This is a genomic window from Christiangramia fulva (genome assembly GCF_003024155.1).
Classification (GTDB): Bacteria; Bacteroidota; Bacteroidia; order Flavobacteriales; family Flavobacteriaceae; genus Christiangramia; species Christiangramia fulva.
This window is the reverse complement of sequence record NZ_CP028136.1, coordinates 1,290,707-1,311,981: the sequence shown is the minus strand read 5'-3', so window position 1 is coordinate 1,311,981 and position 21,275 is coordinate 1,290,707. Positions and strand designations below refer to the sequence as shown.

At 39.6% G+C, this 21,275-nt stretch carries 21 protein-coding genes; 5 read left to right on the top strand and 16 right to left on the bottom strand.

The features are described 5' to 3' along the window. Positions 1 to 3: 3 nt before the first annotated feature. Positions 4 to 612, bottom strand: a complete 609-nt coding sequence (locus tag C7S20_RS06025; protein WP_107011637.1) for a DUF4254 domain-containing protein — start codon at positions 610 to 612, stop codon at positions 4 to 6. Positions 613 to 711: 99 nt separating this feature from the next. Beyond that, positions 712 to 1,632: a DUF6427 family protein gene (locus tag C7S20_RS06020; RefSeq protein ID WP_107011636.1), complete on the bottom strand. Its 921-nt coding sequence runs from the start codon at positions 1,630 to 1,632 to the stop codon at positions 712 to 714. Between the two features lie 40 nt (positions 1,633 to 1,672). Here C7S20_RS06020 and C7S20_RS06015 point away from each other — a divergent pair, with 40 nt between their 5' ends. Then, the gene (locus C7S20_RS06015) at positions 1,673 to 1,903 is read left to right on the top strand and encodes a DUF6341 family protein (RefSeq protein WP_107011635.1); all 231 of its coding nucleotides are present in this window, start codon (positions 1,673 to 1,675) and stop codon (positions 1,901 to 1,903) included. Here C7S20_RS06015 and purD read toward each other — a convergent pair. Continuing rightward, a complete protein-coding gene (purD, locus tag C7S20_RS06010; protein WP_107011634.1) occupies positions 1,895 to 3,166 on the bottom strand; it encodes a phosphoribosylamine--glycine ligase in 1,272 nt (423 codons plus the stop codon). The two genes, C7S20_RS06015 and purD, sit on opposite strands and share 9 nt — an antisense overlap. 84 nt (positions 3,167 to 3,250) lie before the next feature. Here purD and C7S20_RS06005 point away from each other — a divergent pair, with 84 nt between their 5' ends. Beyond that, entirely contained in the window at positions 3,251 to 4,561 is a 1,311-nt protein-coding gene (locus tag C7S20_RS06005) for a phenylacetate--CoA ligase family protein (protein ID WP_107011633.1), read from the top strand. Here the strand turns inward: C7S20_RS06005 and C7S20_RS06000 are convergent. Genes C7S20_RS06000 through C7S20_RS05970 form a run of 7 tightly spaced genes read right to left on the bottom strand, consistent with a single transcriptional unit; the run spans position 4,542 to position 11,810 of the window. Next, a complete protein-coding gene (locus C7S20_RS06000; RefSeq protein WP_107011632.1) occupies positions 4,542 to 5,327 on the bottom strand; it encodes a glycosyltransferase family 2 protein in 786 nt (261 codons plus the stop codon). The two genes, C7S20_RS06005 and C7S20_RS06000, sit on opposite strands and share 20 nt — an antisense overlap. A 3-nt stretch (positions 5,328 to 5,330) precedes the next feature. After that, positions 5,331 to 6,320: a UDP-glucuronic acid decarboxylase family protein gene (locus tag C7S20_RS05995; RefSeq protein WP_107011631.1), complete on the bottom strand. Its 990-nt coding sequence runs from the start codon at positions 6,318 to 6,320 to the stop codon at positions 5,331 to 5,333. A 28-nt stretch (positions 6,321 to 6,348) separates the two neighbouring features. After that, positions 6,349 to 7,200, bottom strand: coding sequence for a dTDP-4-dehydrorhamnose reductase (rfbD, locus tag C7S20_RS05990; protein WP_107011630.1), 852 nt, complete (start codon positions 7,198 to 7,200; stop codon positions 6,349 to 6,351). Beyond that, a complete protein-coding gene (gene rfbC, locus C7S20_RS05985) occupies positions 7,197 to 7,742 on the bottom strand; it encodes a dTDP-4-dehydrorhamnose 3,5-epimerase (protein ID WP_107011629.1) in 546 nt (181 codons plus the stop codon). Before rfbC ends, rfbD begins: the two co-directional genes overlap by 4 nt. A 9-nt stretch (positions 7,743 to 7,751) precedes the next feature. Continuing rightward, positions 7,752 to 9,440: a DUF6909 family protein gene (locus tag C7S20_RS05980; RefSeq protein WP_107011628.1), complete on the bottom strand. Its 1,689-nt coding sequence runs from the start codon at positions 9,438 to 9,440 to the stop codon at positions 7,752 to 7,754. A 3-nt stretch (positions 9,441 to 9,443) separates the two neighbouring features. Next, a complete protein-coding gene (locus C7S20_RS05975) occupies positions 9,444 to 10,937 on the bottom strand; it encodes a GH3 auxin-responsive promoter family protein (RefSeq protein WP_107011627.1) in 1,494 nt (497 codons plus the stop codon). A 3-nt stretch (positions 10,938 to 10,940) separates the two neighbouring features. Next, on the bottom strand, positions 10,941 to 11,810 hold the full coding sequence (locus C7S20_RS05970) for a M23 family metallopeptidase (protein ID WP_107011626.1): 870 nt from the start codon (positions 11,808 to 11,810) through the stop codon (positions 10,941 to 10,943). Between the two features lie 152 nt (positions 11,811 to 11,962). Between C7S20_RS05970 and tatA the strand changes: the two genes are divergently transcribed. Next, positions 11,963 to 12,172 (top strand): twin-arginine translocase TatA/TatE family subunit, encoded by a 210-nt coding sequence (gene tatA / locus C7S20_RS05965; RefSeq protein ID WP_107011625.1) that lies wholly within the window; start codon positions 11,963 to 11,965, stop codon positions 12,170 to 12,172. 73 nt (positions 12,173 to 12,245) lie between these two features. On the opposite strand, the gene C7S20_RS05960 is transcribed toward tatA, so the two are convergent. The 3 genes from C7S20_RS05960 to C7S20_RS05950 are packed head-to-tail and all read right to left on the bottom strand — an operon-like array spanning position 12,246 to position 16,068. After that, positions 12,246 to 13,226 (bottom strand): DUF4837 family protein, encoded by a 981-nt coding sequence (locus tag C7S20_RS05960; RefSeq protein ID WP_107011624.1) that lies wholly within the window; start codon positions 13,224 to 13,226, stop codon positions 12,246 to 12,248. A 21-nt stretch (positions 13,227 to 13,247) separates the two neighbouring features. Continuing rightward, positions 13,248 to 14,834: a LysM peptidoglycan-binding domain-containing protein gene (locus tag C7S20_RS05955; RefSeq protein WP_107011623.1), complete on the bottom strand. Its 1,587-nt coding sequence runs from the start codon at positions 14,832 to 14,834 to the stop codon at positions 13,248 to 13,250. A gap of 49 nt (positions 14,835 to 14,883) precedes the next feature. Next, positions 14,884 to 16,068: a phosphoglycerate kinase gene (locus tag C7S20_RS05950; RefSeq protein WP_107011622.1), complete on the bottom strand. Its 1,185-nt coding sequence runs from the start codon at positions 16,066 to 16,068 to the stop codon at positions 14,884 to 14,886. 68 nt (positions 16,069 to 16,136) lie between these two features. Here C7S20_RS05950 and C7S20_RS05945 point away from each other — a divergent pair, with 68 nt between their 5' ends. Continuing rightward, positions 16,137 to 17,291 (top strand): DNA polymerase III subunit, encoded by a 1,155-nt coding sequence (locus tag C7S20_RS05945; protein WP_107011621.1) that lies wholly within the window; start codon positions 16,137 to 16,139, stop codon positions 17,289 to 17,291. Between the two features lies 1 nt (position 17,292). Further along, positions 17,293 to 17,688: a DoxX family protein gene (locus tag C7S20_RS05940; RefSeq protein ID WP_107011620.1), complete on the top strand. Its 396-nt coding sequence runs from the start codon at positions 17,293 to 17,295 to the stop codon at positions 17,686 to 17,688. 54 nt (positions 17,689 to 17,742) lie between these two features. On the opposite strand, the gene C7S20_RS05935 is transcribed toward C7S20_RS05940, so the two are convergent. The 3 genes from C7S20_RS05935 to mnmG all read right to left on the bottom strand — a co-directional run bounded on the left by C7S20_RS05935 (position 17,743) and on the right by mnmG (position 21,260). After that, positions 17,743 to 18,285: an OmpH/Skp family outer membrane protein gene (locus C7S20_RS05935; RefSeq protein ID WP_107011619.1), complete on the bottom strand. Its 543-nt coding sequence runs from the start codon at positions 18,283 to 18,285 to the stop codon at positions 17,743 to 17,745. A gap of 216 nt (positions 18,286 to 18,501) precedes the next feature. Beyond that, positions 18,502 to 19,335 (bottom strand): class I SAM-dependent methyltransferase, encoded by an 834-nt coding sequence (locus C7S20_RS05930; RefSeq protein WP_227009112.1) that lies wholly within the window; start codon positions 19,333 to 19,335, stop codon positions 18,502 to 18,504. Positions 19,336 to 19,388: 53 nt separating this feature from the next. Next, on the bottom strand, positions 19,389 to 21,260 hold the full coding sequence (gene mnmG, locus C7S20_RS05925; protein WP_107011617.1) for a tRNA uridine-5-carboxymethylaminomethyl(34) synthesis enzyme MnmG: 1,872 nt from the start codon (positions 21,258 to 21,260) through the stop codon (positions 19,389 to 19,391). Between the last annotated feature and the right edge of the window lie 15 nt (positions 21,261 to 21,275).

Genomic DNA, 21,275 nt, shown 5'->3' with positions numbered 1-21,275 from the left:
CACTTATTTGTTATTTCTTAGAACCGGATTCAGTTCATCATCATTATACATCTTCATTTGCTTATAAACCTTCATGTATTTTCGCCCTGCAGCTATATCATCCAAAAGCTGATTAATCGCCGTTGAAAGATCTACCCTTTGCTCCAGAAGCACATCAAGTTTCGCCTTGCATTTCATTTGATGTTCCTGGGAAGCATCCTTGCGATTGGCTTCTTCATCCATATGATAAATTTTCAGTGCCAGAATTGAAAGACGATCTATCGCCCAGGCGGGACTTTCAGAATTGATAGTAGCATCTTCATTAGGTTCTACATCCTTAAATTTTTCAAGAAAATAACTATCGATATATTCCACGGTATCGGTGCGGTCCTGGTTAGAGGCATCTATCTTTCGTTTGAGTTCGAGAGCCGCCTCTGAATCGATATTCTGGTCCCTGATAATATCTTCATAATGCCATTGAACCGTGTCTATCCAGCATTTTCGGTACAGAAGATGTTCCAGCAATTCATTTTCGGGATCGTAAGGATTTTTAAATTCCTGGTCTACACTGTCTTTTTCATGATATTTCTGTATTACTTCCTGAAATATTTTGTTGGCTTTATCTGAAAACATTCGGTTTATTTTTCGTGTTTTTATTTTTGGATTATTCTGAAAAATCCTTCCGAAGAAGGGCTACAAAGATATCATATTTCCCCGGGCTATCCAGAAATCCTATGCTAAAAACGCCAGAACAAAGGGCATAAGTATCAGCACTGTCAGCAAAATCTCTTTGAACAATTTTTCTTTTTTCCCTTCAAAATAATTTGAAGCGATGATGCTGAAAGGAACAAAAAAGAAGATGAGTTCACTACCATTTTTAGTAGGTGCCAGAACAGCAACAGCGCCCGCCACGAGCAAGTATAAAAGAATCAGGCTTAAAACAGGTCTCCTGGTCACGCTTGCTTTCTGAAGTGCAGAGAAATAATTGATCAGAGTCCATAAAAGCAAAGCGAGCAAAATACTCAGGGGAATTAGCAAACGAAAATTCCTGTATTCCGAAAAATCAAAATTACTTGCCTGAAACCAGTCCGAAAAAGTGTAAAACTGGTCATTCACCAGCAAATGAAAACAGGTGGTAAGGGAAACCACAGCCAAAAAAGCAACGAACGGCACCAGCCAGTTCTTGAAATATGCCGCAAAGGAAAGAATGGCAAAAAAAACGATAATAAAAAAAAGACTGGCCCAGAAGTAATACAAACTCGCAATTCCTATCCAGAAAGTCGCATCGAATATTTTTTGCTGAATGAATTTTCTTGTTCTCAGGCTAATAATACGCCGAAGAGCAAGTAGTACAAAAAGATTGGCTATAATGGCCGGCCCGTTCTTCAATAAACTGAAGAATGAAACGCAAAAAATAGTAAAAAGAAGGGTTTTGTAAGCACTGCGCTTGGTTAGCTCATTTTTCTTTGCGATAAAATTTAATACAAGTACGTTTAGAATGAGCGCCAGCAAGACTCCGGTAAGCTCCAAAATCGTAGAAAAACCTAAACCTTTCAGGCTAAAAAATGTTGCGCTGAGATAAAATCCGATCATCAAAAGGATGATGAGGGAAAGGTTTAATGGCTTTGATTTACTAAAAAAGCTTGTTAGCATGTAGGTTTTTTATATTTTTGTAATCCAAAAGATTTTTAGCATGACAGAGTTTTTCAGAGCAATAGAATGGATTTTTGAAGATGTACTTTTCTGGCCTTTAGATCAACTTCGCTTTTTACAAAACGATTCCTGGTTTCTGGCAAATATCATTAATTGGATCTTTTTGATCATTGGTGTTATTGCATTTGCATACTGGATGAATCAACTTCGCATTTTTGACAAAGAAGAAAAAGAAAGCGACCGCACCAGGCCAAAACCATTTTTAGGATAGGTCAAAACCTATATCCTTTCTAAAATACATCTTATCGAAATGAAGTTTTTCAGCATTTTGATAAGATTTTTTTAGTGCCTTTTTATAGTCCTCTCCAAAAGAAGTAATCGCAATAACCCGGCCTCCGCTGGTCACCACTTTTTCCCCGTCATTTTTTGTTCCTGCATGAAAAACGATGGAATCCCGGATTTCTTTTATTCCGGTGATCTCTTTTCCTTTTTCATAAGTCTGCGGATAACCGCCGGAAACCATCATTACAGTAGTCGCCGATTGGTCATTCACCCTTAATTCAGCCTCATTTAGCTTTACTTCCCAGGTTTTTTCTAAAAGACTTACCAGATCACTTTCAATTCGTGGAAGTACCACTTCGGTTTCTGGATCCCCCATTCTCACATTGTATTCAATGACGTAAGGATCGTCACCCACTTTTATCAGGCCAATAAAAATAAATCCTTTATAATCAATATTTTCAGCTTCAAGGCCCTGTACGGTTGGTTTAACAATGCGCTCTTCAATTTTTTGCATAAGAACGGTATCGACAAAAGGAACGGGTGAAACAGCTCCCATACCCCCGGTATTTAAACCGGTATCACCTTCCCCTATTCTTTTATAGTCTTTTGCGGTTGGAAGAATTTTGTAATTCTTACCATCGGTAAGTACAAATACGCTCAGTTCAATTCCATCAAGAAACTCCTCTATGACCACTTTTTCACTTGCCGCACCAAATTTCCCGGAAAGCATATTCTCAAGCTCTTTTTTCGCTTCCTCCAGATCGTCAATTATCAGAACTCCTTTTCCGGCAGCAAGTCCATCTGCTTTTAATACATAAGGCGGTTGCAGGGTTTCCAGAAATTTCCTGCCGGCTCCAAGGCTCTCCCAGCTAAAACTTTCATAGGCGGCAGTGGGAATTTTATACATGCCCATGAATTCCTTGGCTCGCTCTTTACTGCCTTCAAGAAGCGCTCCCCTTTTAGAAGGACCAATGATCATGATATCCTGTAAACGCTCATCATTTTTGAAATAATCAACTATTCCTTTCACCAGCGGATCTTCAGGTCCAACTACGATCATATTAATATCTTTGGTCAAAGCTGTTTTGGCCACCGCTTCAAAATCGATGGGATTAAGATCAAGATTCTCAGCTATTTCTGAAGTTCCCGCGTTGCCGGGCGCTACAAAAAGTTTATCGCACTTCTTACTTTGAGCGATTTTATAAGCAAATGCATGTTCGCGGCCGCCGGAGCCAAGAATAAGGATATTCATGGATTAATATTTTTTATGTTGGCTCAAAAATAATTGTTTGTAAATTGAAGCACCAATAATTTCAATAAAAAAGCTCTTCCGACCTTGGATTGGTTTAAACTTTCTTTAAAGCTTAATAAATTTCCCATTAACCGGGCCATTACCCATTTAAAGGTGATCCAGACCATTCCTGAAGAGAACTATGAAAACTACCTCCACGGCCAGCGGGAGAAAATTGTAAAATATCATCTTAAAAATAATGGGTTTTACAGGAATTTCTTTGGAAAAGATAAGTTTTCATCCTGGGAAGATGTCCCTGTAATGAAAAAATCTGATTTGCAACAACCCCTGGAAATGCGCCTTAGCGATACTTTCTCCAAAAAGAACCCCTATATTGGGAAAACTTCCGGCAGCAGCGGTCATCCCTTTATTTTTGCCAAAGATCGCTTTGCCCATGCTCTGAGCTGGGCCGCATTTCAGGACCGGTATAAGTGGTATGATATCGATCTCAACAAATCACTTCAGGCCAGGTTTTATGGGATTCCGCTGGATTTCTACGGAAATATCCAGGAACGGCTCAAAGACCGGATAAGCCTGAGAAGGCGATTTAACATATTCGATCTTAGCGAACGAAAAATGGAGGCATTCCTGAACCGGTTCAAAAAATCAGATTTTGATTACCTCAACGGTTACACGAGTGCCATCATGCTTTTTGCCCGTTTTCTGAAAGATCGCGGAATGGTTTTGAAAGAAATGTGTCCAAGCCTTAAGATCTGCATAGTCACTTCAGAAAGACTGTTTGAAAAAGACAAAATTCTTATTGAAGAAGCGATGGGGGTGCCGGTGATCAATGAATATGGAGCCAGCGAGGTTGGGCTTATCGCTTTTGAAGATGAAAACCAGCACTGGATCGTAAATTCAGAAGATCTTTTTATAGAGATCCTTGATAATAATAACAATATCCTTCCGCCTGGCAATGAAGGCAGAGTGGTCATCACTTCCCTTTACAACAAGGCTCACCCGATGATTCGGTACGATATTGGGGATACCGGAGTACTTTCTGAGAAAAGTACTTTTAAAAAACCCATTCTCGAAAAACTTATCGGTAGGACCAATGATATTGCAAGGCTTGCCAATGGAAAAGTCGTTCCCGGCCTAACCTTCTATTATGTGACAAAAACGGTGATCGAAGACAGCGGAAATATCAAGGAATTCGTGATCGTGCAGACAAAAATTGATGAATTTCACATTGAATATGTCAGCGAACATGAATTTTCGGAAGAACAGCGGCATAAAATCCTGAAAGCCATTGAAACTTACGTGGGAAAAAATCTGAATATTCAATTTGAAAGAAAAGAATATCTCAAGCGCAGCCCCAGCGGAAAACTGAAACAGTTCACTTCTCTGGTTCATTAGAAATTTCCTGTTTCGATTTTATAAAGAACTGCTCCTTCAGGAAAATGAGCATTCTCCAACAGCTGTGAAGATAGCCGTAGCCCAGAACATGGTGATAAACGCGAAAATTATAGTTCAGCATCGCAAATTTGTTCCTGGAAATAGAATTTTTCCGCACCCTGTATTTCGCCAGGCTTTGCTGGATACCAGTGATAGGGCCACCTTTCCGTATCACCTCCAGCCATAATGCCCAATCCTGTCTTTTTGCAATATCGGGACAGAAAATCTTTCCGATTTTTCGGGTATCATAAATCCCTGTAAGATTGCCTACATAATTTGCCTTTAATAATTTCTGAAAATTGAGTTTTGGAAGAGCCTTTATTGTCTTACCCAAACTCCGTCCTTTTTCATCAATCAAATCATAAGAAGAAAAGCACGCCTGGAAATTTTGTTCATGAAGGGTTTTAAGCTGGATTTCCAGCTTTTCAGGTATCCAAAGGTCATCGGCGTCTAAAAAGGCAATAAAACGTCCAGCAGCCTTTTCTATGGCTTTATTGCGCGAATATTGAGTACCGAGGTTGGTGGAATGATGAAAAAGCTGAATCCTCTGGTCAGAATTTAATTTATTCTGAATGATTTCGCGGGTGTCATCAGTAGAAGCATCATCAACAATTAGCAATTCCCAGTTCTCATAGGTTTGTGCGATGACCGAATCTATGGCGTGGCCGATAAATTTGCCGCTGTTGTAAGCCGGCATTATTACCGAAACCTTGCCATAATCTTCCATTTTTTATCTTCTGATGTGTTCTGAAAAATCTTTATGCTCCCTTTTCTCGAGCTCTTCAGAACTCAAATTCTTAAAATAGTCATAAGTGATTTTCATTCCCTGCTGCCGTGAAACTTTCGGCTCCCATCCAAGAACTTCGCGTGCTCTTGAAATATCTGGTTGCCGCTGCATGGGATCATCTTTAGGAAGTTCTTTAAAAGTTATTTCCTGGTCCGTCCCGGTTAAACTGAGGATCTCTTTAGCAAAATCGAGAATACTGATCTCATCAGGATTTCCAATATTCACAGGATTGCTGTAATCGCTGTGCAACAACCTGAAAATTCCTTCCACCTGGTCGTCCACAAAACAGAAAGATCGGGTTTGACTGCCATCGCCAAAAACGGTGAGATTCTCGCCCCTTAGCGCCTGGCCTATAAAAGCAGGTATTACACGGCCGTCATTCAGTCGCATTCGGGGTCCGTAGGTGTTAAAAATACGTGCAATTCGTGTTTCCAGCCCATGAAAGCGATGGTATGCCATTGTAATGGACTCCTGGAATCTTTTGGCTTCATCGTATACCCCGCGAGGACCAATGGCATTTACATTACCGTAATATTCTTCGTTTTGCGGATGTACCAGCGGATCTCCATAAACCTCGGAAGTCGAAGCGATCAGGATCCTCGCATCCTTATCTTTGGCAAGCCCCAGGCAGTGCAAGGTTCCCACAGAGCCAACTTTGAGAGTTTGAATGGGAATTTTAAGATAGTCAATTGGGCTGGCAGGTGAAGCAAAATGCAGAATATAATCCAGCTTACCCGGCACATGTACAAATTTGGTGATATCGTGATGCTGAAATTCGAAATTCTTCTTTCCAAAAAGATGCGCAATATTTTTTAGGTCACCGGTGATAAGATTATCCATGGCGATCACTTCAAAACCCTCGCTGATAAAGCGGTCGCAAAGATGTGAACCCAGAAATCCGGCAGCGCCGGTAATTAGTATTCTTTTAGCCATTTTTTGTTTTTGCTTACCTGAAAAGTAATCAATTTTCAGTTAAAAGATCTTTTAAAGAGGTTTTCCATTCCGGAATTTCAAAAGGAAAGGTGTCCTTAAGTTTTTTCTTGGAAAGCACGCTGTAGGATGGTCTTTCCGCCAGTGTCTTATAAAATCCTGTCTTATTCAGCTTGACTTTTTCGCGGTTCCCGGAAAAATCCAGGATGGCTTCTGCGAAATCATACCAGGTCGCTTCGCCCTCGTTACTAAAATGATAGAGATTGAATTCCTGCTTTTCAAAATTCAATATTTTCAGCACATATTCTGCAAGATCATTAGCATTGGTGGGAGTTCCCCGCTGCGAAGTGGTGATATTGAGCTCTGCGCCTTCACCGGCTTTTTTCAGGATGGTATTAAAAAAATTATGGCCAAATTCAGAATACAACCAGGAAGTTCGAAAAATGTAATATTTATCAGCAATTTCCTGGATAAACTGCTCACCTTGCAGCTTAGAACGCCCATATTCATTGACGGGATCTACTTCATCTTCTTCGGAATAAGGAGCTTCAGCATTTCCGTTGAAAACATAATCGGTGGAAAAATGAATCAGGATGCAGTTATTTTCTGAAGTTATTTTAGCCAGATTTTTAACGGCTTCGGCATTGATCAAAAAAGCTTTTTCGGGTTCATTTTCGGCCTGTTCCACATTGGTGTAGGCTGCGCAGTTGATGCAAACATCAAAATTTCCTTCCTTAAATGTTTTTTGAATGCTGTCTTGAGAAGTAATATCGAGCTGAGCAGAAAATAAAAAATGAAAATTCCAATGAGGATATTTTTTCGAATGCTTCTGAAAACATTTCCCCAGCTGCCCGGAAGCTCCTGTTACCAAAATATTTTTCATCCAAAAACTTCTTTTAAAGTAGGTTGTTTGCGGTCTTTTTCAGAAATGATCATTTCGGCTTCGGGAAAATTCCAGTCAATATTCAGGTCAGGATCATTAAAAATAATACCCGCTTCTGAACCGGGTTGGTAATAATGATCACATTTGTAAGCGAAAACAGATTTTTCGGAAAGCGTCAAGAATCCGTGAGCAAAACCTTTTGGCACAAAAAGCTGGTAGAGGTTTTGGTCATCAAGAATGGCAGAATAAGTTTTTTTAAAAGTGGGAGAATCCCGCCGCAGATCTACCACTACATCGACCACTTTCCCGTAAATTACGCGGACAATTTTAGTCTGGGCAAAATCCCCGGTTTGATAATGCAGTCCGCGAAGTACACCGTATCTCGAGATTGACTGGTTATCCTGCACAAACTCATTATCTATTCCGGTAGTTTCGGCGAGCCTTTTACGGTGGTAGGTTTCCAGAAATATTCCCCGCTGGTCTTCAAAAATGGTGGGTTTTATTAAATAACAATCTTTTAGTGGAGTCTTTTCAACCTTCATTTAGAAATTTTAAGAATTAAAAATCTGTTCCAGGATTTTCTCAGTGATAAGATAAGTTGGCTTAACACCTGAGGTTCCTAAACCTCCGGATGCAAGGGTGCTTCCGGTTTCCAGCGGATTATCTGAAGCATAATAAGCATATCTCACCTTCACATGCTCGCTGATGCTGCCACGCAATTTGGAAGCCGCCTGAATGGCTTTGTGATAATGAGCTCCTTCCATCTCGAGGCCGCAAACATTCCAGGTCGAGTCGTGGAAAAACCTTAAAATATCCTTATTCTGAAGGGAAGTTCCCAATACGGTGATCATGGCGCCATCAACCACATTGATGCCATAACCCTCAAGATCAGATTTCTTTAATTTATTATCAAAAGGGTAATTATCGGCAGTGCCTTCAAATAAATGTGCGTCGGGAATCATAATATCGCCCTTGCCACCTTCCAAAATGCCGGCTTTTCCCATTATAGAAATGGATTTTACGTTGATCTTAATTTCCTTTTCTTCATAGGCGAAAGGCTTTAGCAGCTCATCCATGGTTTCATAAGCCTGTTCCCCAAAGGCGTAATCCATCACTATAATGACGGGTTTATCCTTATCTTCCAAAGAATTGAAACTTTGATTTTTAAAACCTTGTTCAAGCTTTGCCGTATCGAATACCTGCACATCGATATTGGTTCCACTCGTGTCTTCAATAAAGAACATTCCCTGTTCCAAAGCGGCTTTGGTAACTTTATTTCTCAAAGGGCCGTTTGCACTGTTGCTCAAATCTTCATATACACCCAGTTCACCCTTCTTTTTCAATTCTTGCTTTAGGGCCACGGGAGCAAAAACCGTGTTCATTACACTGTGCATATTGGCACTGATCACATGGATTGGACGGTTAAGCAGTCCTTTTTTCTGCAAATGGGCTTTTATATGATTTGCCCAAATTTCACCGTGGATATGATGCCCCAGCCTTTCCCGTAATACCGGACTGAAAGTGATTATTCTTTTATCATTTTTTACTGCCTCCTGAATGGCCATTTTACCGAGGGAATATATAAGCTTTAGAAATCGATCCTGGTTTTCACTGGTCGAAAATTTAGGATAGATCATCGTGAGCTCCTGAAAAGTCCTCCCGAGGATACTCGCGGTATGCGTCAAAGCCACTTCACGTTGCGCCTGAGTGAGCTCTTCTTTTTGATAAACGGCCGCTTCAAGTTTTTGCCAATCGCGGGTCACACTTCCATCTTCATCGATCACCACCCGCTTCATGATCTTTTCAGATTCAATGAACATGAAAGTGAGGTGGGTAAGAATATCATAAATTTCAGAACGCCCGCGGGTGATCTCAATATTCATCTGCTCATCGTCAATGCGGTAGCAGTTACGGCGTCTTTTTGGAGGAACTATGGGTTTGAAATGCGAATTTCCGTAGCCTTCATCACTGGTAAGATTGATAAATCGGCATTCTTCAATTCCGCGAGGCAAACGGTCAATTACATAAAGTAGTCCTTCCAGTTCGGCTTTATCATCGGCAACAGAACCGTAAATTTCAGGGCGGAGTGTCAAAAGCGATTCCCGAAGGGTTTCTCCAGATACCCCCATGGGTTTATAAAATCCGCGGTTAAAAAGGTGCCGCATGGTAATATACATCCTTTCAATAGCTCCAGAGCTTTCCTGAGCTCTTGTTCTTCCCTGTAATTTTGATATTGCCATATATTATTTAGTTTCTTTTAATTTATCTGCGATGCTGCGGTCATTCGCTAAACGCGGAAGTTTATTCTGGCCGCCGAGCTTTCCTATCGATTTCATATACTCCTGAAATGCATTTTTCCCGACTTTGGTGATCTTTAAACGCTGAAGAATATGGCCTTCAATCAGATCGAAATAATAGGAATTTTGCCGCTGCAGTGAATTGTCAATAATCTCTGCAAATTTATCTAAATCTTTCGGTTCCTTTTCAAATTCAATAAACCATTCGTGAAACGGGAGCTCCTCGCCTTCGGGATTAATCTGTGGGGCAACGGTAAATTCGCTTATGGAAGCACCGGTTTCGGCAACCGCTTCCTGCATCGCCTGCTCCACTTCTTTCGCGATCACATGTTCACCAAAAGCCGAAATAAAATGTTTGATCCTGCCAGAGACTATTACTCTGAAAGGTTTCAACGAGGTGAACTGAATGGTATCGCCAATATTATAGGCCCACAGGCCTGCGGTGCTGGAAACTATCATGACATAATTCACCCAAATTTCAACCTCATTCAACAGCAAGCGTTTTGGATTTTCATTAAAGAATTCGTCGGCTTTTACAAATTCGTAGAACATTCCCGAATCTAATTGTAGTAGCATTCCCTTTTCATCCTGCCTGTCCTGAAAGGCAAAGAAACCTTCAGAAGCGGGATATAATTCAATACTATCTACTTTTCGGCCAATCAGGTTTTCAAATTTTGCGCGGTAGGGTTCGAAATTAACACCGCCATAGATGAAAAGAGAAAAATTAGGAAAAATTTCGCCCACCTTCTTACCCGTGCGATCAACCAGCCTTTCAAAATACATTTGCACCCACGAAGGAATTCCACTGATAACGGTCATATCTTCTTTCAGCGTCTCATCTACGATGGCTTCCACCTTGGTTTCCCAGTCTTCAATGCTGTTGGTTTCCCAGCTGGGCATTCGGTTTTTCTGTAGATATCCGGGCACGTAATGAGCCACAATTCCTGAAAGTCGGCCGAGTTTTACACCATTTTTCTCGTCTAGCTCGGGACTTCCCTGTAAAAAGATCATTTTACCATCTACAAAATCGGAATTTCCAGTATCATTTATATAGCACAGAATAGCGTTTCGCGCCGCGTGTATATGTGTGGGCATAGATTCTTTTGTAATGGGAATATACTTGGCACCACTGGTAGTTCCTGAAGTTTTGGCGTAATACAGAGGTTTTCCCGGCCAAAGAATATCTTCTTTACCAGCGACCATATCATCTACATAAATCTTGAGCTCTTCATAATCCCTGATAGGAACATTTTTAACAAAATCGGCATGAGTAGAAATAGATTCAAAATTATGTTCCCTGCCAAATTTGGTTTTTTTCCCTTTTTCAATAAGGTGATGAAAAATTTTTTCCTGAGTTTTAAACGGATTTGATGCCCAGGAATCGATCTTTTTCCTGATAAAAGCGGCAAAAATTCGTGCGGCAAAAGATTTTAAAGACATGGGCTATTTGAAATCTATATATTGAGTGGGATCTACAGGATTACCTTCATTCCAAAGTTCAAAGTGAAGATGGGGACCCGTAGAAAGTTCACCTGTAGAACCGGCGGTGGCAATCACTTCTCCTGCGCGTACCATTTCTCCCTGGCTTTTGGTCAGTGAAGAATTGTGTTTATAGACCGAGATCAATCCGTAACTATGCTCTACGATGATCACATATCCGGTTTCGGCAGTCCATTCAGCAAAAATCACCCTTCCGTCGGCAACGGCTTTAACGGGAGCATTTTTTGGAACGACCACATCAACCGCATAATGTCCGTCTTTTAAATTAAATGGTTCTGAAATACTTCCTTTTACTGGCGGAAACAGGGAAAAATCGAGATTATCTGTCGCGGTGGGCAGAATATTGTATTTATCCTCTTGTGCTACCTGCGATCTTAAAAGAGAATCTGCCCTTGATGGAGCCAGATTGCCATATTCCACTTCTTCAGATGTTGCATTTAACACCGAATCCCGGTTCAGTTTTGTTTGATCAAACTCCCCTGTAAGCACACTTTTTATGGAATTTAGATATTGTTCATTCAGCCTTAAAACAGTTTGAAGGGAATCGGTTTTATAAGCAAGATTAGCAGCATCTTCTTTAAGTTTTGCTGATGAATATCCCGGGATGTATTCCCTTAAAGGAGTAAAAGCGATCAAAATAGTTGTGCCAATAATGAGAATTATAGCCGAAAGTCCAACTGCCACGAAGACGTTTAACCTGGTAAGGCGGAAGGAAAATCGTTCTTCAAAGGTATCTTCATTCAGGACGACCATCCTGTATTTATGCAACAGTTTTTTGGCAAATTTTCTTTTTTCCTTGGTGTCTTTAGCCATAGCTGAAATTAGATTTTACAAAGATATAGGAAATATTTTCCCTGAAATGAGCATGAGATTCAAATAGCATAAATACCAAAAACCAAATAATCGTGTTCTTAACGTTTAGATTGCCATATTCTTATTAAGTTTGTAAAACTAAATTTAAAGACATGAATGCATTTATTTTGCCAATGGTAATAGGCGCTCCACAGATTATCCTTATCGTGGTGGTTATCCTGTTGCTTTTTGGAGGAAGAAAAATTCCTGAATTAATGAGAGGTCTTGGTAGCGGAATTAAAGAATTTAAAGATGCTTCCAAAGACGACGATAAAGGAGCAACTCCTGATGAAGGGAAGAAAGTTCCGGAAGAAAACAAATAAAGCAAGCTCGCTACAAAATAAAAAACCCGGCTTTTTCCAAAGCCGGGTTTTTTATTTATTATTTATATAAGCTCTATTCCAGCTTTGCCGACTGTAAAATAGCATCTAATTCAAAAATATTATCCCTTTTTGCTCGGGAAGGTGAAAAAACAAAACCTTCAAGAATTAAGAATCGATTATTCTTTTCATCTTTCACTGCATAGTTAACAAAAGGACCTCCCATAAAGGCATTTTCTACCGTCCAGGTTCCTCGTGTTTCATAGGCAAAGTGCCCGTCTATGCTGGTTTCGAATAAATATGGCGCATAGGCCTTTTCGGTGATCATATAAGAACCTTCCACGGGGCCTGGAATTTCAGCTTTCCCTATAGAATCACGAATTTTTGAAATATTCGCTACGACACTGGAATCGTTCTCAATCCGGTCTATAGGTACTTCATATACCAGAATTTCCATATTCCCTTTTGGAATTTCTTTTCTTATCCAAACAAAACTGCTGTCTTCTTTGGCATACCGATAGGCGGTGGGGAATTTTAATTTAAGCCCGAATTTTTTCTCAAGAATTTCATCCTTTTTAAGGGATTTTCCAATTCGGCGCTGTTTTTCCTTTAGTTCGGTTTTTTTCAACAAATTAATGATTGAATCAGATTTTTCATTGATTAAATCAACGAGCTCCTCATTATTCTGCCCCATAAAGACAATTCCTTTTTGAGGTTTAGCAAATTCATCAGAAATAAAATCGATCCCTTTTGGTTTATTTTCTTCAACTTTTAAAAAAATACGGCTGTTCCTTACGAAACCGGTAAAAGACTTTGGTGGCATTTGATCCAGCGTAAACAAAGGTTCATCCTGAGGAAGACCATTAACCGGGGAAGCGAAATTTGATCGTATTGCTTCACCCACTTCTCCTTCCCAAAGCTTATTATCCATGACTACAGTAAGCTGGTTGATGTTTCCGGAAGAATCTGAAAGTATCCGTTTATTGGGTTGAGATTTGTCGTTTTTACAGGAAATTAATAAAAGAATACAGGTTAGCAGGATCAGACTACGTTTCATTTTTTTGGTTTTGAAAAGATCTTAACCACGGGAAACCTTCAGTTTCATGCCGGGTTTAAGACTATTACTATTCACATCATTCCATGACTGCAAATTTTGTACCGTTACGCCCGGAAACTTACGAGAAATGCTCCAAAGTGAATCTCCCTGCTTTACTGTATAGGTTTTTGGATCGGATTTGTTAGAAGATTTCTGGTTTCCTGAAGCAACCTGACCGGTAACCGGTTTTCGAGGATAAATGGTCAAATATTGTCCCACTCTTATATTATTACTTCTAAGATTATTCCAATTTCGGAGACTGCTAACACCTACTCCATAGCGTTCAGCTATTCTTCCTAAATAATCCCCTGGTTTAACCCGATAGCGAATTCTATCTTCGGTTTCAACATATTTTGGAAGCTCTTTTTCGCTATTCGCCAGATCTTTTTCGGCAAAATTATAGATCGCATCTTCATTGTTCACGAATTTTCCCGTCGCAGGTCTCGGAAGGCGCACAACATACTTTTCATCTTCCACATAAGGAATAATGTCCAGTTTGTAACTGGGGTTAAGAAATTCAAGCATGCTTTTATCGACTCCCGTAACTTTAGAAATCTGATCGAAAGTGAGCAACTGCTTTACCTGAATGGTATCGGTTTCGAAGAAAACAATATCGGGATTCTTAGGTTGGAAATGGTGTTCTTGAGCATATTCAAACAAATATAAAGTTGCCAGAAAAGCAGGCACATAGCCGGCTGTTTCACGTGGAAGGTACCTTCTTAAAGTCCAGTAATCGGTTGAGCCTCCACTTCTGCGAATCGCTTTCGAGACGTTTCCCGGTCCGGAATTATACGAAGCCAGTACGAGATCCCAATCTCCAAAAACCTTGTAAAGACTGGCCAGATATTCGGCGGCGGCTTCGGTAGCTCGTGCAGGATCCATACGCTCGTCTACATAAGAACTTACGTCAAGACCATGCATTTTCCCGGTGGTGAACATAAATTGCCATAGTCCAGTAGCACCGACACGCGATTTAGCCCGTGGATTAAGGGCAGATTCAATGATGGCGAGATATTTTATTTCAAGTGGAATATCATATTTATCTAATTCCTGTTCAAAAAGCGGAAAATAATAGGTGCTCAAAGCCATCAGGCGTTCGAGATTTTGTTTGTCCCGCTTTAAATACGATTTGATAACACTTTCAAGAATAGGATTGTATTCTATGTTAAAAGGCGTCCGGGCATTGAGTTTGGCAAGGCGGGCCTTTAAGGTATCGGTAGGGAGCGCATCATACACAACTTCTTCATAATCCTGATCCTGAATATTTCGCTGCATTCTTTCAAAAAGATCGGAATTTGTTAATTCTTTTCTCCATAAAGAATCAATGGAAGCGGCTCTTGGAAGGTCTTTTAAAACTATCCTTGAGGAATCACCAATTTGAGCAGAAATTGGCAGTTTGTCCCTGAATTCCGGATCTGGTTTAGCGAGCTTGATTTCGGAATTATTGGTTTTTTTGAAAATCTGAACCCTGAAATTGGCTTTTTCAAGCCTTTCATTATTCTTCTTTTCCTGTGCAAATATGCTGATCCCTGCCAGCAAAAACACGATACATAGACTTTGTTTCAGCATAAATCCTATTTAAAACAATAAACGTAAAAACCGCAAATTTCGTACCCCATTATTTTAAAATAGCTTCAATGCCCGGAAGGCTTTTTCCTTCCAACATTTCGAGCATTGCTCCCCCGCCGGTAGAAACATAGCTCATTTGGTCTTCGAGTCCGAATTTTTTCACGGCAGCAACGGAATCGCCTCCTCCTACAAGGGAAAAAGCGCCTTTTTTAGTAGCTTCGGCGATAGCCTCGCCTAATTTTATAGTTCCGTTGGCAAAGGTTTCCATTTCAAAAACCCCCATAGGACCGTTCCATAGAATAATTTTTGATTTTTTGATTACTTCAGAAAAGTTTCTCAGGGTTTCGGGACCAATATCCAATCCCATCCAGCCGTCGGGAATACTGTCAACATTTTCGGTTTGGGTACTTGCCTGCTCAGAAAAACTATCGGCAATTACAGAATCAACCGGAAGATGAACTTCCACTCCTTTTTCTTTCGCTTTTTTCAGAATATCAAGAGCAAGCTCCTGTTTATCATCCTCCACCAGGGAATTTCCAATTTTTCCGCCCTGGGCTTTAATAAAGGTATAGGTCATTCCTCCACCTATAATAAGATGGTCAATTTTATCCAGAATATTTTCGATTACAGTGATCTTGGAAGAAACTTTGGCTCCTCCGAGTACCGCTGTTACGGGTTTTTCCTTGCTATTCAGAACTTTATCAAGGCTTTTAATCTCTTTGGCCAATAGGTATCCGAAGCATTTATCTTTAAAGAATTTGGCGACCACTGTTGTGGAAGCATGGGCGCGGTGGGCGGTTCCGAAGGCATCATTCACATAAATATCACCAAGTTTTGCCAGTTTTTTGGCAAAGGCTTCATCGCCTTTTGTTTCTTCTGGATGAAATCGCAAATTCTCAAGTAGAAGCACTTCGCCCGGCTTAAGGTTTTCAGCAGCTTTTTCCACTTCTTCACCAATACAGTCTTCAACAAATTTTACCTGAACGCCAAGAACTTCAGAAACTGTTGCTACGATATGTTGAAGTGAAAATTCGCTTTCTTTTCCTTTAGGTCTTCCAAGGTGAGACATCAGTACAACACTTCCGCCATCTTTAAGAATTTTCTCAATGCTTGGTTTAGCCGCTTCGATACGATTGGTATCGGTGACTTCCATATCTTCATTAAGAGGTACATTGAAATCTACCCTGATTAAGGCCTGTTTATTTTTAAAATTATAATCGTCTATAGTCTTCATAGTAATGCTTTATTACAAATATAAATTTTTCCAAATACAATAAAGCCTATATAATTTTATATTTGCCTATGCTTTTTGATGATATAGTAGGTCTTCCACACCTAAAAAACCATTTAACAACCACGGCTGACCGTGGCCGTGTTCCTCATGCACAATTGTTTACGGGAAGTGCCGGCAGCGGTGCGCTTCCTATGGCTATCGCCTATGCTCAATATCTTTTATGCCGCAATAAAAATGGGGAAAATAGTGGAGGTGCAGAGGCCTGTAATTTAAAATTCAGAAATTTTTCACATCCCGATCTTCATTTCGCATTTCCTGTAGCGGCAAATAATAAAATTAAAAAGAATCCGGTTTCCTCTCATTTTTTAGAGGAATGGCGAGAAAACCTGATGATGAATCCTTACTTCAATCTTTTTGAATGGTATCAAAAACTTGGAGTAGAAAACAAACAGGGACAGATTAGTGTCCACGAAGCCCAGGAAATCGTTAAATCTCTTTCGTTAAAAGCTTATGAAGGAGGCTTTAAGGTAATGATCATCTGGATGGCCGATAAAATGAATACTCAGGCGGCGAATAAACTGCTGAAGTTGATTGAAGAACCTCCAAATAAAACCGTGTTCATTCTAATAACTGAAGACGAGGAGCAAATTATTCAAACCATCCGCTCGCGCTGCCAACGCCTGTATTTTCCTCCAATAAGCGAAGCGGATATTTCTACGGCGCTACAGAAAAAATATCAGGTCAATATCTCTGAAGCAAAAAAAATCGCTCATTTAAGTACCGGCAATTTTATCAAAGCGCTGCATCTTTTAAGGCAGGATTCTGGTGATAATCAGTTCGAAAGCTGGTTTATAAGCTGGGTGCGCACTGCTTTTAAGGCAAAAGGAAATAAGGCTACAGTACTTGAGCTAACCGCCTGGAGCGAAGAAATCGCAGCACTTGGCCGAGAAACCCAAAAAAGTTTTTTGCTTTATTGTCTCGATTTTTTCAGGCAGGCAATGCTTATTAACTATAAAGCTGAAAACCTTGTCTATCTGCAGCCCGGAAATAAAAATTTTAAGCTTGAAAATTTTGCGCCTTTTGTACACGGCCGAAATATCATGGAAATTTCCGAAGCACTGGAAACAGCTATTTATCATATTGAACGCAACGGAAATGCGAAAATTATTTTAACCGATCTTTCTATGAAACTTACAAGATTTTTACATAATAAAGCTGCCTGAAATGGACTCTATAATTGAAAACAGTACTCCTATACTCATTTTACTATTTATAGCGATTGTTTTTCTGCAATCAGGACTGGACAAAGCCATTGACTGGAAAGGAAACCTCGGCTGGCTTACAGAGCATTTTTCATCCACATTCCTGTCTGGAAGCGTACCTCTAATGGTGGGTGTAATAATGATACTTGAAATTATAAGCGGAATTCTGGCAGTTGCAGGGATCGTTTGGATCCTGGCATTTAATCAGGTAGATATTGGGCTCTACAGCTGCATTCTTGCCAGTTTAACCTTACTAATGCTGCTTTTTGGCCAGAGAATAGCAAAAGATTATGCGGGGGCTTTTACCCTGACCGGCTATTTTATAGTTACTGTTTTTGGAGTCTTTCTTCTAAGCTGAAAATAAAAAAGGCCTCGAAATATCGAGGCCCTATAAAATTTTATTACAAATATGTTATTCAGTTGCGCTGGTATCTTCGGCCGCACCTCCTCCATAATCCTTGTTTAATTTCTCAAGGATCTCATCGGTAATATCAAGATCTTCTTTCCCATACATAATATTTCCGCTTTCGTTAGAGCCAAAAATATAGGTATATCCGTTCTTTTCGCCATATTCTTTTACATAGCCTTTTACTTTATTCACCATGGAATCCATCACAGCATTGCTTTCTTCCCTTAAACGGTTACTTTGCATTTGCTGACTCTGCTGAATCATTTGCTGCTTACGCATTAATTCCTGCTCCTTTTGCTGACGTTCAGATTCAGACATAGATTTCATTCCCTGCTGATATTCCTGCACTTCCTGCTGAAAAGCTCTTCCTACAGAATCAAGTTGTTTTCTCAAAGAATCAGTTTTTGACGTAAAGGTGGCCTGAACATCCTCCATTTCTTTATATTCCTTAATAAGTTTTGTGGTATCTACATAGGCTGTTTTTTGCTCATTACATGAAACCATTAAAACAGCTATGGCAGCTATACCAATAAATCTTTTGATCATAATTTTAATATTTAGTAAGCAAATGTATAAAAAGTATTTTTTCAATTAATGGCCATTTCATTAAAATAGACATGATTTATACAAAATCATTATTCCATTCGTTAAATTTATCAAAAATAAGCGATTTTAAGGCGATTTAAGAGTCGTTCGTGCTTAGGAAAACAATGTGGGCAATAGTTATTAAAGCGTCCAAAAAAGCTCTTTAAATAAAGTATTTTACAATTTTTGAAAGAAATAGGCCAGGGAAGAATATTCTCCGGTCGTTTTTGCCTTTAAATTGGATTGTAAGCCAATTTTAATTGCATTTAAAAATGAAGTTCCATTTCCCTTATATTTTTCACTTAATAAGCTTACATAAAACGAATCAAAAATGAGAGGTTTTTCCTTCACTAACTTTAATGGGAATTGCGAAATGATTTCTTCTTTTACTCCCCTTCGCGAAAAATGCCATAGATGTCTTGGCACATCCCAGGCCGCCCAGAAATTTTGGTAGTACTTCGCGTCGAAGGATTCATGGTTAGGAACAGCTATAACTAAAATTCCATTCTTATCTAATTTTTGAATTAACTCCTGAAGAAGTTTAGAATAATCAGGAACATGTTCAAGAACATGCCAGAGAGTAATTACTGAAAATTTTTCCTGCCTTACTTCTTCCACAGAAGAAAAAATATTCGCTGATTTTCCTTTAGCAAGTTGCCTGGCATCATGATCGGGTTCCACTCCAAAACTATTCCATCCGCGGGAATTCATGTGTTGGACAAAATCTCCTGTCCCGCATCCGTAATCCAAAAGCTTTCCTTTTTTTACTTCTTTTTCAATCCAGGCTGCTTTTTGATTCAGCATATACCTTTTTATCAGCTGGTATATTTTTTCCTGAACAGTTACCTTCCTATCGGTATGGGAAATATAATCTTCACTTTTATAATATTCTCCTAAATTCTCAGGTACCGGAATGGTTTTTAAAATTCCATTTTTCCATAGCTCTAAACGGAATTCTTCATTGCTTACGAGAAAGTCGGTATAAATTTTATCGGATGGTTTACTTTTCAAATTTAGAATAATCTTGAAGTTCTATGCAGATGTTCCACGTGGAACATAAAATATTATCTACCCATATAAACAAGTAAAACGGAAATATCATTCGGACTCACCCCGCTAATTCGTGATGCATGAGAAATACTTGTAGGCTGAACCTTCTTAAGTTTTTCCCGTGCTTCAAATGACATGGATTTGATTTTTGAATAATCAAAATTGTGAGGGATTTTTATATCCTCAAGGCGATTTAGTTTATCCGCATTATTCTTTTCTTTTTGAATATACCCGGAATATTTTATTTGAATTTCTGTTTGTTCGAGCATCTCTTCATTGAGTTCGTTCCTGGTGATATATTCCTCAACTCCGGAAAACCTCCTGACATCTTCCATGTTAATCTCCGGCCGTGAAAAAACCTTAAAAACTTTATCACTTTGTTTCATGGGAGAAGAATTCTTTTCCTCTAAAACCACATTCGCTTCGTTGTGATCAACGCTTAAATCTTTAAGAAAATCAACAAAAGAATTGGCCTTTTCTCGCTTCTCTTCCATTTTTCGCAAGCGCTCTTCTGAAGCCAAACCAAGCTTAAATGATTTTTCAGTCAACCTGAAATCAGCATTATCCTGCCTTAATAAAGTTCTGTACTCAGCACGCGAAGTAAACATTCGATATGGCTCCTGTGTTCCTTTTGTAATAAGATCATCTATTAAAACACCTATATAAGCTTCGTTTCTTTTTAGAATAAATTCTTCGCGTACCTGAACTTTTAAAGCAGCGTTTATACCGGCCATTAATCCCTGACAGGCGGCTTCTTCATAACCGGTAGTCCCGTTTATCTGTCCAGCAAAATATAAACCTTCTACCAATTTTGTCTCCAGCGTATGCTTTAATTGTGTTGGAGGGAAATAATCATATTCAATGGCATAACCAGGTCTGAAAAATTTCACTTTATCAAAACCATCAACCGATCTTAAAGCTTTAAATTGAATATCCTCAGGAAGTGAAGTTGAAAAACCATTTACGTAAACTTCAACGGTATTCCAACCTTCAGGTTCTACAAAAAGCTGATGACGATCCTTATCTGCAAAACGATTAATTTTATCTTCGATCGAAGGGCAATAACGCGGACCAATACTCTTAATTCTGCCATTGAACATTGGAGAACGGTCAAAGCCTTCCTTTAAAATTTCATGAACCTCATTTGAGGTATAGGTCATGTAACAGGATCGTTGTGTAGTTAAAGGCCTGGTTTCATCAGAAAAGGAAAATTTAGCGGGCTTTTCATCTCCTGGTTGCTCAATCATTTTGGAATAATCAAGTGACCTTCCATCAACCCTGGGAGGAGTTCCGGTTTTCATTCTGCCGGCTTCAAAACCAGCCTCAATAAGATCTTTTGTAATCCCGGTAGCTGCTCTTTCCCCGGCTCTTCCTCCACCAAATTGTTTATCACCAATATGTATAAGTCCGTTTAAAAATGTACCATTAGTACAAATTACAGTATCTGCTAAAACCTCCAGACCAAGCGAAGTACGGACACCTTTAATTTTGCCATTTTTAATAATTAGACCCGCGACCATTTCCTGGTAAAAATCCAGATTCGGAGTTTTCTCAAGACGCATTCTCCAATCCTCAGCAAATCTCATACGGTCACTTTGCACACGCGGACTCCACATGGCAGGTCCCTTGGATTTATTCAGCATCTTAAACTGGATAGCACTGGAATCGCTAACAAGACCACTATATCCGCCCATGGCATCAATTTCCCGAACGATCTGACCTTTAGCTATTCCGCCCATAGCAGGGTTACAACTCATTTGAGCTATATTCTGCAAATTCATGGTAATAAGAAGTGTGCTGGAACCCATATTAGCAGCGGCAGCCGCAGCCTCACTCCCAGCATGGCCCGCACCAACTACTATAACATCATATTTCTTTTCAAACATTCAGCAAATTTTTTA

Bases quoted from the DNA above. Each gene is read 5' to 3' on its own strand.
- C7S20_RS05940 (WP_107011620.1), top strand. From the start codon at position 17,293: ATGGACTCTATAATTGAAAACAGTACTCCTATACTCATTTTACTATTT.
- C7S20_RS06000 (WP_107011632.1), bottom strand. From the start codon at position 5,327: ATGGAAGATTATGGCAAGGTTTCGGTAATAATGCCGGCTTACAACAGC.
- C7S20_RS05995 (WP_107011631.1), bottom strand. From the start codon at position 6,320: ATGGCTAAAAGAATACTAATTACCGGCGCTGCCGGATTTCTGGGTTCA.
- C7S20_RS06020 (WP_107011636.1), bottom strand. From the start codon at position 1,632: ATGCTAACAAGCTTTTTTAGTAAATCAAAGCCATTAAACCTTTCCCTC.
- C7S20_RS05970 (WP_107011626.1), bottom strand. From the start codon at position 11,810: ATGGCTAAAGACACCAAGGAAAAAAGAAAATTTGCCAAAAAACTGTTG.
- mnmG (WP_107011617.1), bottom strand. From the start codon at position 21,260: ATGTTTGAAAAGAAATATGATGTTATAGTAGTTGGTGCGGGCCATGCT.
- C7S20_RS05935 (WP_107011619.1), bottom strand. From the start codon at position 18,285: ATGATCAAAAGATTTATTGGTATAGCTGCCATAGCTGTTTTAATGGTT.
- C7S20_RS05960 (WP_107011624.1), bottom strand. From the start codon at position 13,226: ATGAAACGTAGTCTGATCCTGCTAACCTGTATTCTTTTATTAATTTCC.
- purD (WP_107011634.1), bottom strand. From the start codon at position 3,166: ATGAATATCCTTATTCTTGGCTCCGGCGGCCGCGAACATGCATTTGCT.
- C7S20_RS05950 (WP_107011622.1), bottom strand. From the start codon at position 16,068: ATGAAGACTATAGACGATTATAATTTTAAAAATAAACAGGCCTTAATC.
- rfbD (WP_107011630.1), bottom strand. From the start codon at position 7,200: ATGAAAAATATTTTGGTAACAGGAGCTTCCGGGCAGCTGGGGAAATGT.
- C7S20_RS05975 (WP_107011627.1), bottom strand. From the start codon at position 10,937: ATGTCTTTAAAATCTTTTGCCGCACGAATTTTTGCCGCTTTTATCAGG.
- tatA (WP_107011625.1), top strand. From the start codon at position 11,963: ATGAATGCATTTATTTTGCCAATGGTAATAGGCGCTCCACAGATTATC.
- C7S20_RS05955 (WP_107011623.1), bottom strand. From the start codon at position 14,834: ATGCTGAAACAAAGTCTATGTATCGTGTTTTTGCTGGCAGGGATCAGC.
- C7S20_RS05980 (WP_107011628.1), bottom strand. From the start codon at position 9,440: ATGGCAATATCAAAATTACAGGGAAGAACAAGAGCTCAGGAAAGCTCT.
- C7S20_RS06025 (WP_107011637.1), bottom strand. From the start codon at position 612: ATGTTTTCAGATAAAGCCAACAAAATATTTCAGGAAGTAATACAGAAA.
- C7S20_RS06015 (WP_107011635.1), top strand. From the start codon at position 1,673: ATGACAGAGTTTTTCAGAGCAATAGAATGGATTTTTGAAGATGTACTT.
- C7S20_RS05945 (WP_107011621.1), top strand. From the start codon at position 16,137: ATGCTTTTTGATGATATAGTAGGTCTTCCACACCTAAAAAACCATTTA.
- rfbC (WP_107011629.1), bottom strand. From the start codon at position 7,742: ATGAAGGTTGAAAAGACTCCACTAAAAGATTGTTATTTAATAAAACCC.